Source organism: Modestobacter lapidis, assembly GCF_054780755.1.
Genome location: NZ_BAAGVS010000025.1, coordinates 31,850 through 44,463, shown reverse-complemented (window position 1 = coordinate 44,463; position 12,614 = coordinate 31,850). Strand labels below are relative to the sequence as shown.

The window sequence follows — 12,614 nt, the reverse complement described above, 5'->3', positions numbered from 1 at the left end:
GCTAGGTCGGGTGCGGACGATGAGCAGCCGAGAGGTCTACCGGAACCCGTGGATCCGCGTGCGGGAGGACGCCGTCGTCCGCGAGGACGGCTCCACCGGCATCTACGGCGTGGTGGAGCGGCCGGACTTCGCGCTGGTGATCGCCGCCGAACGGGACGGGTTCTGGCTGGTCGAGCAGTTCCGCCACCCGCTGGGACGACGTGCGTGGGAGTTCCCGCAGGGCACCTGGTCAGCCGGGGAGGACGGGACGCCGGAGGAACTGGCCCGCGCCGAGCTCGCCGAGGAGACCGGCCTGCGCGCCGCCGAGCTGCGGCGCCTGGGCCACCTCGACCTGGCACCCGGCCTGTCCACCCAGGAGTTCGACGTCTGGCTAGCCACCGGGCTGACCCGCGGCCCGACCGCCCGCGAGGCCACCGAGGCGGACATGCGGCACGCCTTCGTGCCCGGGAGCCGGCTGCAGGCGATGATCCGGGACGGCCGGTTCACCGACGGGCCGTCGCTGGCCGCCTACAGCCTGCTGCTCCTCGACCGCTGATCAGTCGGCGGCGCGCAGCGGCGCCAGCACCGAGTCCAGCCGCAGCAGCGCGTCGAGCATCGCCTTCGCGCCGCCCTCGAGCTCGGCGTTGCCGACGAACTCGCCGTCGTCGGTGAGGAACTGCTGGACGAACGGGATCGTCGCGGCCTCCACGACCGGCACCATGCGCAGCGCGTTGAGCACCGGCTTGAGCGCGGTCGCGGCGCGCAGCCCGGCGGAGACGCCTCCGTAGGAGACCAGCGCGGCCGCCTTGTCCGCCCACTCGGCGTTCAGGTAGTCCAGCGCGTTCTTCAGCGCGGCCGGGAAGGAGTGGTTGTACTCCGGGGTGACGAAGACGAAGGCGTCGGCACGGGCGACCGTGGCGCTCCAGTCCTTGGTGTGCTGGTGCGTGTACTGCTGCAGCCGGGGGTGGTTCGGCTCGTCGAACAGCGGCAGGCCCACCTCGGCGAGGTCGACCAGCTCGACGTCGAAGCCGCCGTGCTCCTCCGCCAGGCGCTGGACCCAGCGGGCGACGGCGATGCCCTTGCGGCCGGGACGGGTGCTGGCGGCGACCACCTGCAGGACGGGACGGGACACGGGCTACTCCTCGCACACACTTCCGTTGAGTTCTCAACCGTACGCGGAAGGAGTGAACCGACGACCGGCCGGGCACACAGCCGCTCATGGAGCAGCCTCCCCGGGCAACGCAGCCGGACGCCGCCGGACCAGCGACCGGGCCCGAGCACGGGCCCCCGAACGTCACCGTGACCTGCACCCGCGACGGCGCCACCGCCCGGATCGAGGTGGTCGGTGAGCTCACCGACACCGCCCGGCGCCCCCTGGTGCGCGAGCTGACCGACCTCATGCTCAGCCGGACGCCGCTGACACGGGTCGAGCTCGACCTCTGCGAGGTGTCATTCCTGAACTCGGCGGGGATCGCCGCGCTGGTGCAGCTGCAGAAGCTGGCCCAGCCGCGCGGCATCGAGCTCGCGCTGGCGGTCGAGAGCATCGCCGTCATCAAGCCGTTGCAGCTGTCCGGCCTGTGGCACCGGTTCACCGTGCTCGACCGCCGGGAGGGGCACGACCAGTTCTGACCCTCAGGTCTCCCGCGGCACCCGGCCCAGCGTGACGAGGAAGCGGCGCAGCAGGTCGGCCAGCCTAGCGACGAGTGACCCGTCGGGGTCGGTTCAGCGCCCGGGGTGGAGCGCGGAGCTGAGCCGGACGGTGAGGCCGCCCGGGCCGGGCACGAGGTCCACGTGGTCCCAGAGCTTGCGGGCCAGCCACAGCCCCATGCCGCCCCGCGACAGGTCGGCGCCGTGGGCGGGCTGGAACCCGGCCAGCGGGTCGCGGTAGCCGGTTCCCCGGTCGGAGATCGTGCAGATGACGCGGCCCTCGTCGGCCCACACCCGGGCCGACACCGGGGGGACGCCGTGCCGGAAGGCGTTGGCGGCGATCTCGCTGACCGCCAGGTGCATGTCCTCGCCGCGGTCCCGGTCGAGCACGCAGGTGGCCAGGACGGCGGCGAGCTGGTGGCGCAGCGGCGCCAGCGCACGCGCGCTCTCCACGGCGAACAGCGGCGGCGTGTCCTCCAGCACCTCGCGGGGCAGCGGCAGCTGCGCCAGGTAGGCCGCGGGTTCCTGGAACGCCGGGTTGACCTGGAGAACCCCGCCACCGACCAGCCCCGGGTGGGTGGCCAGGGCGCTGTCGACCACCTCGGTGGGCAGCACCTGCCGGTCGTAGACGCACATCGCGTCGATCGGCGACCGGGCGAGCAGGACGTTGACCACCGCTTCGTACCGCTGACCCTCCCGCCAGTTGCGGGGCGCGGGCCCGAACCGGGGTCGCCCAGGATCCGCATCCGACCCGACCGGGTCTCCCCCAGCCTGGCGAGCAGCGCCCTGGTGGCGATGACCGCGTCCGGCGCGCGGGTGTCCAGCAGGGCCACCCGCGGTTCGGCGGACAGGCCGTCACCCCGGTGTCCCAGCGCACCGCGGACCTGGTCCTCCCGCTCGGGGGAGCAGGCGAGCACCACCAGGTCGCCGGCGCTGAGCCCGGCGTCGAGAAAGGGCACGACGGCGGCGAGCAGCTCGTCCGGTGAGTCGACCAGGAGCGCGGCGTGGTGGTGCCCGCAGGCGTCAGCTCCCGGGGGAACCACGGAACCTCCGACCACGGGCTGCGACCTCTCGAGCACGAAACGGGCAGACACAATTGCTCGCATTCTCAACGACGCCGAGCGGCCCGTCACCCCCGACCCCTCCCCAAGTGGTCAGGAGCGTGTCGTCAGCCCGCGCCGGAACGCCGCCCCGCCAGCCGGTCCAGCCCGGCCCGGTCGAGGCCGGTGGCCACCTGCACCTCGCCGGCGTCCAGCGCGCCGCAGTCCAGGCCGCGGAGCACCACCGTGGCCAGCGCCCGGGCCGTGGCCGGCTCGTCGAGCACGCCACCGGCCACCTCGTGCACGTAGGCGTCCAGCCGGGCGGCCGCGGCCGGCAGCGCCGCGCGGAAGAACGCGTAGGTGGCGACGTACCGGGTGACCAGCTGGGCCGGGTGCAGGTCCCAGCCCTGGTAGAAGCCGCGCTCCAGCGCACGGCGGACCAGCCCGGCGTGCAGCACCCAGGCGGCGTGCACCTGCGCGCGCTCGCCCACCGGCAGCACGTTGCTGGAGCCGTCGACCGCCCGCGCCGCGGTGCCGGCCACCGCGACCTGCATGGCCTGCTTGGCGGCGTCGGCCGCGGGGTGGTCGGCGGACTGGTGGGCCGCGGCGATCCCGAGCGAGGCGCTGTAGTCGTAGGTGCCGTGGTGCAGGCCGGTGACCCGGCCGCCGCCGGCGTGCAGCATGCGGGCCAGCGTCGTCGTCCCGTCCGCGCCGAGCACGGCCTGCGGGGTCTCCACCTGCAGCTCCAGGTCCAGCCCCAGCCCCGCGGACTGCTCCAGCGCGTCGAGGACCGGCAGGAAGGCGGCCACTTGCTCGGCGGCGGTGACCTTGGGCAGGGTGACGATCGCCCGCTGCCGGCCCGAGCCCGCCAGACCGACCAGGAACAGGTCGAGGGTCCGCACGCCGCGGCGCCGGGTCGGGCCCTCCAGCGACTTGGCCCGGATGCCCAGGTAGGCCGGCCGCACGGGTTCGGCGGCGAGCACCGCGGCGGCGGCGCGGACGTCGCCGTCCTCGGCGCCGGGCCCGCCCCGGTAGCCGTCCTCGGCGTCGACCCGCAGGTCCTCCACCGGCTCGGTGGCCAGCTTGGCCCGCACCCGGGGCAGCACCTCGTCGACCAGCGCGGGGTCGAGCCCGAGGTCGGGCAGGCCGTGCTCGTCGAGCGCGGCGAGCGCCGCCGTCCCCCAGGCGGTGCTGAGCCCGGGGACGACGGCGTCGGCCGGCACGTAGCAGGTGTGCACCGGCTGCCGGTCCGGCGACTCCCCGGGATAGGCGGCCAGCCGCGCGGCGTCGACGGGCTCGAGCCGGCGGTCGAGCTCGACGAGCAGCTCCTCGGGAACCATAGCCCGCATCATGTCCTGGCATCCTCGCAGCCGTGCCGCACAGTTCCCTGGACAGCTTCAACGCCGCGCCGGGCGGGCGCGCCGCGGAGGTGCTGCGGGCGTGCAGCGCAGCGCCCCGCTTCGCGGTCGAGGTCCTGGCCGGCCGCCCGTACCCGACCGGGGAGGCGCTGGTCGCACGCGCCGAGGCGGTCAGCCGGTCGCTGGGCTGGGACGAGGTCACCGCCGCGCTGGCCGCGCACCCACGAATCGGCGACCGGGTGGCCGGTTCCTCGGCGGAGGCCGCGGCCTCCCGTCGCGAGCAGAGCGGGATGGGCGCGGCCGACGACGAGCTGCGGGCGGCGATGACCGAGGGGAACCGCGCCTACGAGGAGCGGTTCGGCACCGTCTTCCTGATCCGCGCGGCCGGGCGGACGGCGCCGGAGATGCTCGCCGAGCTGCAACGGCGGCTGGGCAACTCGCCCGAGCAGGAACGGGCCGAGGTGACCGAGCAGCTGGCGCAGATCACCGGGATCCGGGTGCGGGGGATGCTCGACCCATGAGCGTGTCGACCCACGTCCTGGACTCCGTCACCGGCCACCCCGCGACGGGGGTCGCCGTCGCGCTCTACGCGGGGGACGAGCAGCTGGCCACGGGGGCCACCGACGCCGACGGCCGGTGCCGGCTGGCCGAGGGCGACACGGGAGCAGGCGTGCACCGGCTGGTGTTCGGCACCGGCGCCTGGTTCGCCGGGCAGGGCCGCGAGACGTTCTACCCGGAGGTGGTGCTCACCTTCACCGTCCGGGAGCCCGCCGACCACCACCACGTGCCGCTGCTGCTCAGCCCCTTCGCCTACTCGACGTACCGGGGCAGCTGAGCAAGAACCCGCAACGACGATGGGAGGCTGCCCTCATGGCGATCGTCCTCGGACCCAACCAGTACGGGAAGGCCGAGGTCCGGGTGGTCGCGGTCGACCGCGCCACGCCGCGGCACTCCCTGGTCGACCTCAACGTCTCCACCAGCCTGCGCGGCGACTTCACGGCGGCGCACACCGCCGGCGACAACGCCCACGTGCTCACCACGGACACGCAGAAGAACACCGTCCTCGCCTTCGCCCGCGACGGGATCGGCACGCCGGAGTCCTTCGCGCTGCGGCTGGCCCGGCACTTCACCGGCGCGCAGGAGTGGATCACCGGCGCGCGGGTGGCGGTGGAGTCCTACGGCTGGGACCGGATCGCCGTCGGCGGGCAGCCGCACGACCACGCGTTCTCCCGCACCGGCGGCGAGGTACGGACGGCGGTGGTCACCGCGGATTCCTCCGGCCCCGGCCCCGGCCTCCACGTGCTCGCCGGGCTCACCGACCTCGTCGTCCTCAAGACCACCGGCTCGGAGTTCCGGGGCTTCCCCCGCGACCGGTACACGACCCTGCCCGGCACCAGCGACCGGATCCTGGCCACCGCGGTGACCGCGCGCTGGCGGTACACGTCCACCGACCTGCCCTGGGACGACGCCTTCGCCGGCGTGCGGACGACGCTGCTGGAGACCTTCGCCGCCACCCACTCGCTGGCGCTGCAGCAGACGCTCTACGCGATGGGCGAGGCGGTGCTCGAGCGGCACCCGCAGGTCGCCGAGGTGCGGATGTCGATGCCGAACAGGCACCACTTCCTGGCCGACCTCTCGGCCTTCGGCCTGGACAACCACCTGGAGGGGCAGCTGGGAGCGGTCGTCTACCACGCCGCCGACCGGCCGTACGGGCTGATCGAGGGCAGCGTGCTGCGCGACGACGTCCCGCCGGCCACGGTGGCCTGGCTGGGCACGCCCGGGTTCTGCTGAGCCGGCCGGGCAGTGGCCGGCGGCGGGTTCGGGCCCGGGGTGGAGGGCCCGCTCAGCGTTTCGTGGCGGCGGTGACGGTGAAGACCGGGTCACGCGAGACCTGCCGGGTCGGCCCGACCAGCCGGCGCAGCGCCTCGCGGTGCGGCAGGTGCGAGTTGTAGACGCACCACAGCTCGCCGCCCGGTCGCAGCACCCGGCCGGCAGCGGCGAACACCCGCTCGGCGGCCGCGGCGTGCACCGCGACGCCGAGGTGGAAGGGCGGGTTGCAGACCACCAGGTCGACACTGGCGTCGGGGACGGCCGAGGCGGCGTCGTCCCGGGTGACCGCGACCCGGCCGGCCAGCGCGTTCGCGGCGACCGTGGCCGTCGCGGAGACGACCGCGGCCGCCGACTGGTCGGTGGCCAGCACGGTCAGGCCGGGGCGGGCGGTGGCCAGCGCGACGGCCAGCAGGCCGGTGCCGCAGCCGAGGTCGACGGCGCTCGCGGCGTCGGGCACCGCCTCCGGCAGCGCGGCCAGCAGCGCGCGGGTGCCGCGGTCGACCTTGTTGCCGGCGAACGCGGCGCCGTGCGCGCACAGGGTGACGCCGAGGTCGTCGTGCGCACGGCAGCGGGGGAAGGACGGCGCCACCGGGCGCGGGCCGCGGGCCACCAGCACGCGGGACTTCTGCCGGGCCAGGGTCGCGGAGACGTCGGTGAAGCAGTCGCCGAGGACGTCGTTCATCGCCCGGGTCATGTGCTTGACCCGCGCCCCGACGTAGAGGGTGACGCCCGGATCGGCGCCGGCCGCCACGACCTCGGCGATTTCCCGCAGGGCGTCCAGGCTCTTCGGGGCCTTGGCCAGCACCACCCGCGCGCCACGCACCAGGTCGGCGCCCAGCGGCAGCGACCGGTACGTGCCGGCCCGCCCCGTCAGCTCGGCGTTGGCGGCCAGCGCCAGCTCACCGAGCAGCAGGTCCTGGTGCACCCGGACGCCGGTCGCGCCGTGGAGCTCACCGGCACCCAGGGTCAGGGCACCGTGCGAGTCGTCGATGACGGCGACGTCCGCCGGGTGCGCCGCGAGCTCAGCGGCCGCCTCGTCGAGCAGGAGGCGGTCGGTGGCGTCGACGGCGACCAGCTCCGGCGCCTCGACGTCCGGGGCCCGCCGCAGCTGGGTGAAGAAGTCTGCGTGAGCGGGGGCGGAGTGGTCGGCGGTCACGTCGCCCACTCTGCCTCAGGCCCCGTCCAGGGCACCGCCGCGAGCTTGCGAGGGGTGGGGAGGACGGGGTCCTCCTTCACACCCCCGGCAGGCCCACCGGGCAGGAGACGCCCGTCGAGTGCACCGGGCAGTAGCCGTTGGGCACCTTGTACAGGTACTGCTGGTGCTCGGCCTCGGCGTAGTAGAAGGCGTCGAGCGGGGCGATCTCGGTGGTGATCTCGCCGTAGCCGGCCGCCGTCAGCCGCTCCTGGTAGCGGTCGCGGGTGAGCTTGGCAGCTGCTTCCTGGTCCGGGCCCTGCGGGTAGATCGCCGACCGGTACTGGGTGCCGACGTCGTTGCCCTGGCGCATGCCCTGCGTCGGGTCGTGGTCCTCCCAGAACGCCTTGAGCAGCTGCTCGTAGGAGGTCACCGCCGGGTCGAAGACGACCAGGACGACCTCGGCGTGCCCGGTGCCGGCCGAGCACACCTCGCCGTAGGTGGGATTGGGCGTGTGACCACCGGCGTAGCCCGCGGCGGTGGAGTAGACGCCCGGGAGCTCCCAGAACACCTTCTCCACGCCCCAGAAGCAGCCGGCGGCGAAGACCGCGGTGTGCATGCCGTCGGGGAACGGGGGCTGGATGCGGTTGCCGTTGACCGCGTGCACCTCGGGGACGTGCGGAAGCGGCTCCGGGCGGCCGGCCAGGGCGTCCTCCGCGGTGACCGGCTGGGTCTTGGCGCGGGAGAAGAACATGGCCCAACTGTAGGTCCGTCCTGCAACCGTCGGCGGTCTGGGCGAAGGTGACCGACGAGGACCGGGCGCGAGCGCGCCCGGCGGCGAGGAGGTCGGAGCGGATGACGACGGACGGGCTGGCGGGCCGGGTGGCCCTGGTGACCGGAGCGGCGAGCGGACTCGGGCGGGCGGTCGCGACGGCGCTGGCCGGGGCCGGGGCGAGCGTCGTCCTCGGCGACATCGACACCCCGGGGGCCGAGCGAACGGCGAAGGCCGTCACGGAGGCCGGCGGCACCGCGGAGGTCGTCGGGCTCGACGTCACCGACGACGCCGTGCGCCGCCGGGTGGTGGCCGACCTGTTCGACCGGCACGGCGACCGGTTCGACCTGCTGGTCAACGTGGCCGGCATCGACCGGCCGGGCTACGTCACCGACATCGACCTGGCCGACTACCGGATGGTGCACGCGGTCAACTGCGAGGGGCCGGTCTTCCTGACCAGCGAGTTCCTCAAGGTGGTGCAGCACCGGCCGGCCGGCACGACGGCGGACGTCGTCCACGTGACGTCGTTGTCCGCGGTGACCTCGGGCAGCGGCGCGATCGCCTACAACAGCTCCAAGGCCGCCTTCCGCAGCGCGACCCGGTGCATCCAGCGGGAGCTGCGGGAGAAGGCGATGGTCGGCCCGGACGGCGCCGAGACGCCGTTTCCCGCGCGGGTGCACAGCATCGTGCCGGCGGCGATGGACACCCCGATGATGGAGCGCTGGGGCATCCCGGAGCACCGGATGATGCCGCCCGGCGACGTCGCGCGGATGGTGCTGACCATGGTGACGATGCCCACCACGAGCTTCGTGCCCGAGGTCTTCGTGGTGCCCCGCAACGAGCCGGACTTCCCGCGGTGAGCGTCCCGACCCGGGAGTGGCAGCTCGTCCGCCGTCCGCAGGGCATGCCGGTGGCCGAGGACTTCCGGCTGGTCGCCACCTCCCGGCCGGATCCGGTGCCGGGGCAGGTCGTCGTCCGCAGCATCGCGATGTCGGTCGACCCGTACATGCGCGGCCGGATGAGCGCGACGAAGTCGTACGCCCCGTCGTGGGAGCTCGGCGAGACCATGCAGGGCGGCACGGTGGGCCAGGTCGTCGCCTCCCGGGCGGAGGCCGTGCCGGAGGGCGCGCTGGTGCTGCACGGTTCCGGCTGGCGGGACGTCGCGGTCCTCGATGCGTCGGCCGTCACGGTCGTGGCACCGCTGCCCGGCCTGCCGCTGTCCCTCTACCTGGGTGTTCTCGGCATGCCGGGGTTGACGGCCTGGGCCGGGCTGTTCCGGCTGGCCGACTTCCGGGCCGGTGACACGGTGTTCGTGTCCGGTGCGGCCGGCGCGGTGGGCAGCGTGGTCGGGCAGTTCGCCCGGCTCCGCGGGGCGGCGCGGGTGATCGGCAGCGCCGGGACGCCGGAGAAGGTCCGCTGGCTGACCGATGACCTGGGCTTCGACGCCGCCTTCGACTACCACGACGGCGCCGTCGCCGACCTGCTCGCGGCGGCGGCACCCGACGGGATCGACGTCTTCTTCGACAACGTCGGCGGCGAGCACCTCGAGGCGGCCATCGAGGCGTTCCGGACGTTCGGCCGGGCGGCGCTGTGCGGGGCGATCTCCGGCTACAACGCGGAGGGGACGCAGCCCGGCGCCCGGAACCTGTGGCAGATCGTGGGCCGGCAACTGTCGTTGCGCGGCTTCATCGTCGGCTCGCACAGCGACCTGCGACCCGAGTTCGTGGCCACGGCGTCCGGCTGGTTGCGGGACGGCTCGCTGGTGGCGCGCGAGACGGTGGTCGACGGGCTGGACAACGCCGTGGCGGCGTTCCAGGACCTGCTGGGCGGCGGGAACACCGGGAAGATGATCGTCCGGCTGGCTGCAGATCCGGGCTGACACCCGACTGTGCACAGGTCCTGTTCCCACTGGTCGGGGAGCCGCTGAGAGCGTATCCTCGAACATGTGTTCGACGATGACGCCGCCGCCCTGACCCCGCGGTCCGGCGTGTCGTTCGAGGAGGAGCTGCGCCGGCTGCTGGCCTCGGTGACACCGGTCGTGGTCGGGCGGCCGGTGGTCGAGGTGGAGCTGGCCGAGGACTTCCCGTGGCACCGCGCAGTTCCCCCGGGCGTTGCTGGTCCCCTCGTCGAGCCAGGCGCTGCCGCCGCAACTGCTGCCGCCGCCGCAACTGCTGCCACCGATGCCGACGATGGTTTCCTGCCCGGTGCGCTGGAGTGGGATGCGCAGTTCGCGGCCGGGGCGGCGGCGTTGGACCAGGTGCGGGCGGCGCAGGCGGGAATCGGGCGGGAGCAGGCCCGGCAGGCCCGCGCGCTGGCCGCGTTCGCCCGGTCCCGGCCGGTGTCCCTGGACCGGCCCGACGCCGAGGTGGGTGCGGCCGCGGCGGCCACCCGCGCCGCGCGCCCGGCGGTGCTGGCCGGGGTGAGCGAGTGGGCGGTCGATGAGGTCGCGGTCGCGTTGAGCACCACCGCTACGGCGGCGTCGGTGCTGCTGGCCCAGTCACTGCAGCTGGTCGACGCGCTACCGGCCACCCTGACCGCGCTGGCGGAGGGCCGGATCAGCTGGGCGCACGTGCGGGTGATGTGCGACCTGATCGCCCCGCTACGCGAGGAGCCGGTGCGCGCCGAGGCCGAGGCCCGGCTGCTGGCCCGGGTGGCCGGCAAGACCCCGCCCCAGCTGCGCGAGGCCGCCCGGCGGGTGGTGGCCCGGCTGGACGCGCAGGCGGTCACCCGGCGGGTCGCGGCCGCGGCCCGGGAACGGCGGGTCGTCCTGTACCCGGGGGAGGACGGCATGAGCACCCTGGCCGCGGTGCTGCCGCTGCCGGTCGCCCGCGCGGTGCACGACGCGCTGGGCCGGTACGCCGACACCGCGACCACTCCCGGGGACGAGCGGACCAGGGCCCAGCGGATGGCCGACTGCCTGGCCGACCTGGTGCTGCGCCCGGGAGAGCATGGCATGCCCCCCGTCCAGGCCCGGCTCACCCTCGTCGCGGCCGTAGGCACCCTGCTGGGCGGCAACCACCCCGGCGCCGGCGAACCCGGCGAGGTCGACGGCGACCTGATCCCCGCCGCGATGGTCCGCCAGCTCGCCGCCGCGCTCGGCCTGATGCCGGCCGAGGACGCGGACCAGCCCGATGCCCAGGAACCGGGCGCCGCGCCCGCTGATACCGAGCCCGCCGCGCGCCGCGCCGCACTCGCCGACCTGCTGGGCACCCGCTCGACCAGCGGCACCGCACTGGCCCACCGCCCGCACCTCGCCCTGGTCGACCAGCACACCGGCGCCCTGGTCTGCCTCACCGACGCCACCGGCCTCCGCGCTGCCGCCCGCGCCGGCCACGGGCTCGGGCCGCCACCACCCACACCGGGCTACCGGCCCGGCCACGCCCTGGAAACCTTCATCCGGCACCGCGACCGCCGCTGCCGCTTCCCCGGCTGCCGCGCCCGCGCCCAACGCTGCGACCTGGACCACACCACCCCCTGGCCACACGGCGACACCACCGCCGACAACCTCTGCAGCCTGTGCCGCCACCACCACCGCCTCAGCCACCAGGCCCCCGGCTGGCAGGTCCGCGCCCTCCCCGCGGCGGCCTGCACTGGACCACCCCCACCGGCCAGACCCGCACCACCCACCCACCCCGCTACGGCACCGACGACGACTCGATCGACGGCCCACCCGCAGCAGACATCCCCGGCACGGCACCGCCACCACCGGATGCAGCCCCACCGGACGACCCACCCTTCTGACCCGGATCGCTCGGAGGAGCTCCGGCAGGGGGCCTCGGTTGGCGGCGGCAGGTTCGGGGCAGTCCCGGTGCATGTGGCTCTTCCTCACCCGCCGTTTCCGCACCTGGGTCATCCTCACCGTCGTGGTCCCGTTGGCCAGCGGACTGCTGCGACGGATCGGGGAGGCACTGCAGCGCCGCAACGGGCCCTCGACCATCAGCAACGGCCTGCTCAAGGCCGGCGCCCTCGGCGACCGCGCCCGCGACCGGCTGCGCGGCGGCCGCCGCCGCTGAACCACCCGGCACCGCTGAACCACCCGGCACCGCGATCCGAAGGACCCCGTGGACACTCCCGTACTCGAGCAGCGCCCCGCGGTGGGCGAGACCCGCGGCATCGTCCTGTTCTGCCACGGCGGCACCGCCGCCAGCGTCGAGCCGCCCCGTGAACGCGCGTTGTCGGTCGCGCGCATCCGGGCGATCGAGCAGTTCGTGCACCGGAGCACCGCCGATCGCGGCATCGCCACCGCGCTCGTCCGCTACCGGCTCGCCGGATGGAACGGCGAGGCCGCCGACGCCTACCAGGACGTCCGCTGGTCACTCGATCAGCTCCGCGAGCAGCACGGCCGCGACGTGCCGATCGTCCTCGTCGGTCACTCGATGGGTGGCCGGGCGGCGCTGCGCGCCGGTGGCGAGCCGCAGGTGACCGCGGTCTGCGCCCTCGCACCCTGGACCCCGCCGGGCGAGCCCGTCATGCACCTGCGCGACCAGACCGTGGCGATCCTGCACGGCCGCGGCGACCGCTGGGTCCCGGCCCGGCTCTCCGCCGACTTCGGGGTCCGCGCCCGCCGGGCCGGCGCCCGGGTCGCCCGCTTCACCCTGCCCGGCGGGCACAGCATGCTGCGTCGCGCGCACCGCTGGCACACCTTCACCCGGGACGTCGTCCTCGCCGGCGCAGGCCTCGAGCCGATGCGCGAGGACATCGCGACGGCCCTCCGTCAGCCGTCCCCGGAGGGCCTGGCCGTTCCGCTCTGACCGGTGACGACCTGACGCGCCGCGGCCCCGGGCAGGTTCCCGGGGCGACCGCGGGGTACGGCACGCCCATGGAGGCCTCCCGTGCGCCAGTGCCGGCAGGGGTTC

14 protein-coding genes and 2 pseudogenes are annotated in these 12,614 nt (G+C 75.0%); 9 read left to right on the top strand and 7 right to left on the bottom strand.

All coding sequences use genetic code 11. From position 1 onward, the window contains the following. The first annotated feature begins 19 nt into the window (after positions 1 to 19). On the top strand, positions 20 to 535 hold the full coding sequence (locus tag ACYVG5_RS18550) for an NUDIX hydrolase (RefSeq protein ID WP_246630197.1): 516 nt from the start codon (positions 20 to 22) through the stop codon (positions 533 to 535). Here the strand turns inward: ACYVG5_RS18550 and ACYVG5_RS18545 are convergent, their stop codons facing one another. Further along, entirely contained in the window at positions 536 to 1,111 is a 576-nt protein-coding gene (locus ACYVG5_RS18545) for an NADPH-dependent FMN reductase (RefSeq protein ID WP_222048550.1), read from the bottom strand. Between the two features lie 86 nt (positions 1,112 to 1,197). On the opposite strand from ACYVG5_RS18545, the gene ACYVG5_RS18540 reads away from it, so the two are divergent. Beyond that, positions 1,198 to 1,608 (top strand): STAS domain-containing protein, encoded by a 411-nt coding sequence (locus ACYVG5_RS18540; RefSeq protein ID WP_222048548.1) that lies wholly within the window; start codon positions 1,198 to 1,200, stop codon positions 1,606 to 1,608. Between the two features lie 93 nt (positions 1,609 to 1,701). Here the strand turns inward: ACYVG5_RS18540 and ACYVG5_RS18535 are convergent, their stop codons facing one another. The 4 genes and pseudogenes from ACYVG5_RS18535 to ACYVG5_RS18520 all read right to left on the bottom strand — a co-directional run bounded on the left by ACYVG5_RS18535 (position 1,702) and on the right by ACYVG5_RS18520 (position 4,018). Then, a complete protein-coding gene (locus ACYVG5_RS18535) occupies positions 1,702 to 2,226 on the bottom strand; it encodes an ATP-binding protein (protein WP_460683435.1) in 525 nt (174 codons plus the stop codon). Further along, positions 2,209 to 2,328: pseudogene (locus tag ACYVG5_RS18530) on the bottom strand (sensor histidine kinase); the annotation flags it as partial. The pseudogene ACYVG5_RS18530 and the gene ACYVG5_RS18535, both read right to left, overlap by 18 nt. 194 nt (positions 2,329 to 2,522) lie before the next feature. Continuing rightward, positions 2,523 to 2,732, bottom strand: a pseudogene (locus ACYVG5_RS18525) (hypothetical protein); the annotation flags it as partial. 62 nt (positions 2,733 to 2,794) lie between these two features. Continuing rightward, the gene (locus tag ACYVG5_RS18520) at positions 2,795 to 4,018 is read right to left on the bottom strand and encodes a DUF6986 family protein (RefSeq protein ID WP_246630196.1); all 1,224 of its coding nucleotides are present in this window, start codon (positions 4,016 to 4,018) and stop codon (positions 2,795 to 2,797) included. 20 nt (positions 4,019 to 4,038) lie between these two features. Between ACYVG5_RS18520 and uraD the strand changes: the two genes are divergently transcribed. The 3 genes from uraD to pucL are packed head-to-tail and all read left to right on the top strand — an operon-like array spanning position 4,039 to position 5,815. Then, positions 4,039 to 4,545, top strand: a complete 507-nt coding sequence (uraD, locus tag ACYVG5_RS18515) for a 2-oxo-4-hydroxy-4-carboxy-5-ureidoimidazoline decarboxylase (protein WP_460683434.1) — start codon at positions 4,039 to 4,041, stop codon at positions 4,543 to 4,545. Further along, entirely contained in the window at positions 4,542 to 4,859 is a 318-nt protein-coding gene (gene uraH, locus ACYVG5_RS18510; protein ID WP_222048544.1) for a hydroxyisourate hydrolase, read from the top strand. Before uraD ends, uraH begins: the two co-directional genes overlap by 4 nt. Positions 4,860 to 4,894: 35 nt before the next feature. Next, on the top strand, positions 4,895 to 5,815 hold the full coding sequence (pucL, locus tag ACYVG5_RS18505) for a factor-independent urate hydroxylase (RefSeq protein ID WP_222048543.1): 921 nt from the start codon (positions 4,895 to 4,897) through the stop codon (positions 5,813 to 5,815). A gap of 52 nt (positions 5,816 to 5,867) precedes the next feature. Here pucL and ACYVG5_RS18500 read toward each other — a convergent pair whose 3' ends face one another. Together ACYVG5_RS18500 and msrA are read right to left on the bottom strand one after the other, a co-directional pair. After that, positions 5,868 to 7,010 (bottom strand): methyltransferase, encoded by a 1,143-nt coding sequence (locus tag ACYVG5_RS18500; protein ID WP_222048541.1) that lies wholly within the window; start codon positions 7,008 to 7,010, stop codon positions 5,868 to 5,870. Between the two features lie 76 nt (positions 7,011 to 7,086). Next, the gene (msrA, locus tag ACYVG5_RS18495; RefSeq protein WP_222048539.1) at positions 7,087 to 7,740 is read right to left on the bottom strand and encodes a peptide-methionine (S)-S-oxide reductase MsrA; all 654 of its coding nucleotides are present in this window, start codon (positions 7,738 to 7,740) and stop codon (positions 7,087 to 7,089) included. A gap of 101 nt (positions 7,741 to 7,841) precedes the next feature. On the opposite strand from msrA, the gene ACYVG5_RS18490 reads away from it, so the two are divergent. The 4 genes from ACYVG5_RS18490 (at position 7,842) to ACYVG5_RS18475 (ending at position 12,509) form a co-directional block, all read left to right on the top strand. Continuing rightward, entirely contained in the window at positions 7,842 to 8,618 is a 777-nt protein-coding gene (locus tag ACYVG5_RS18490) for an SDR family NAD(P)-dependent oxidoreductase (protein ID WP_222048628.1), read from the top strand. After that, positions 8,615 to 9,637: an NADP-dependent oxidoreductase gene (locus tag ACYVG5_RS18485; RefSeq protein ID WP_222048537.1), complete on the top strand. Its 1,023-nt coding sequence runs from the start codon at positions 8,615 to 8,617 to the stop codon at positions 9,635 to 9,637. The genes ACYVG5_RS18490 and ACYVG5_RS18485 overlap by 4 nt, the downstream gene beginning before the upstream one ends. A 66-nt stretch (positions 9,638 to 9,703) precedes the next feature. After that, entirely contained in the window at positions 9,704 to 11,923 is a 2,220-nt protein-coding gene (locus tag ACYVG5_RS18480; RefSeq protein ID WP_222048536.1) for an HNH endonuclease signature motif containing protein, read from the top strand. Then, on the top strand, positions 11,853 to 12,509 hold the full coding sequence (locus ACYVG5_RS18475; protein WP_460683433.1) for an alpha/beta fold hydrolase: 657 nt from the start codon (positions 11,853 to 11,855) through the stop codon (positions 12,507 to 12,509). The genes ACYVG5_RS18480 and ACYVG5_RS18475 overlap by 71 nt, the downstream gene beginning before the upstream one ends. The last annotated feature ends 105 nt before the right edge of the window (positions 12,510 to 12,614 follow it).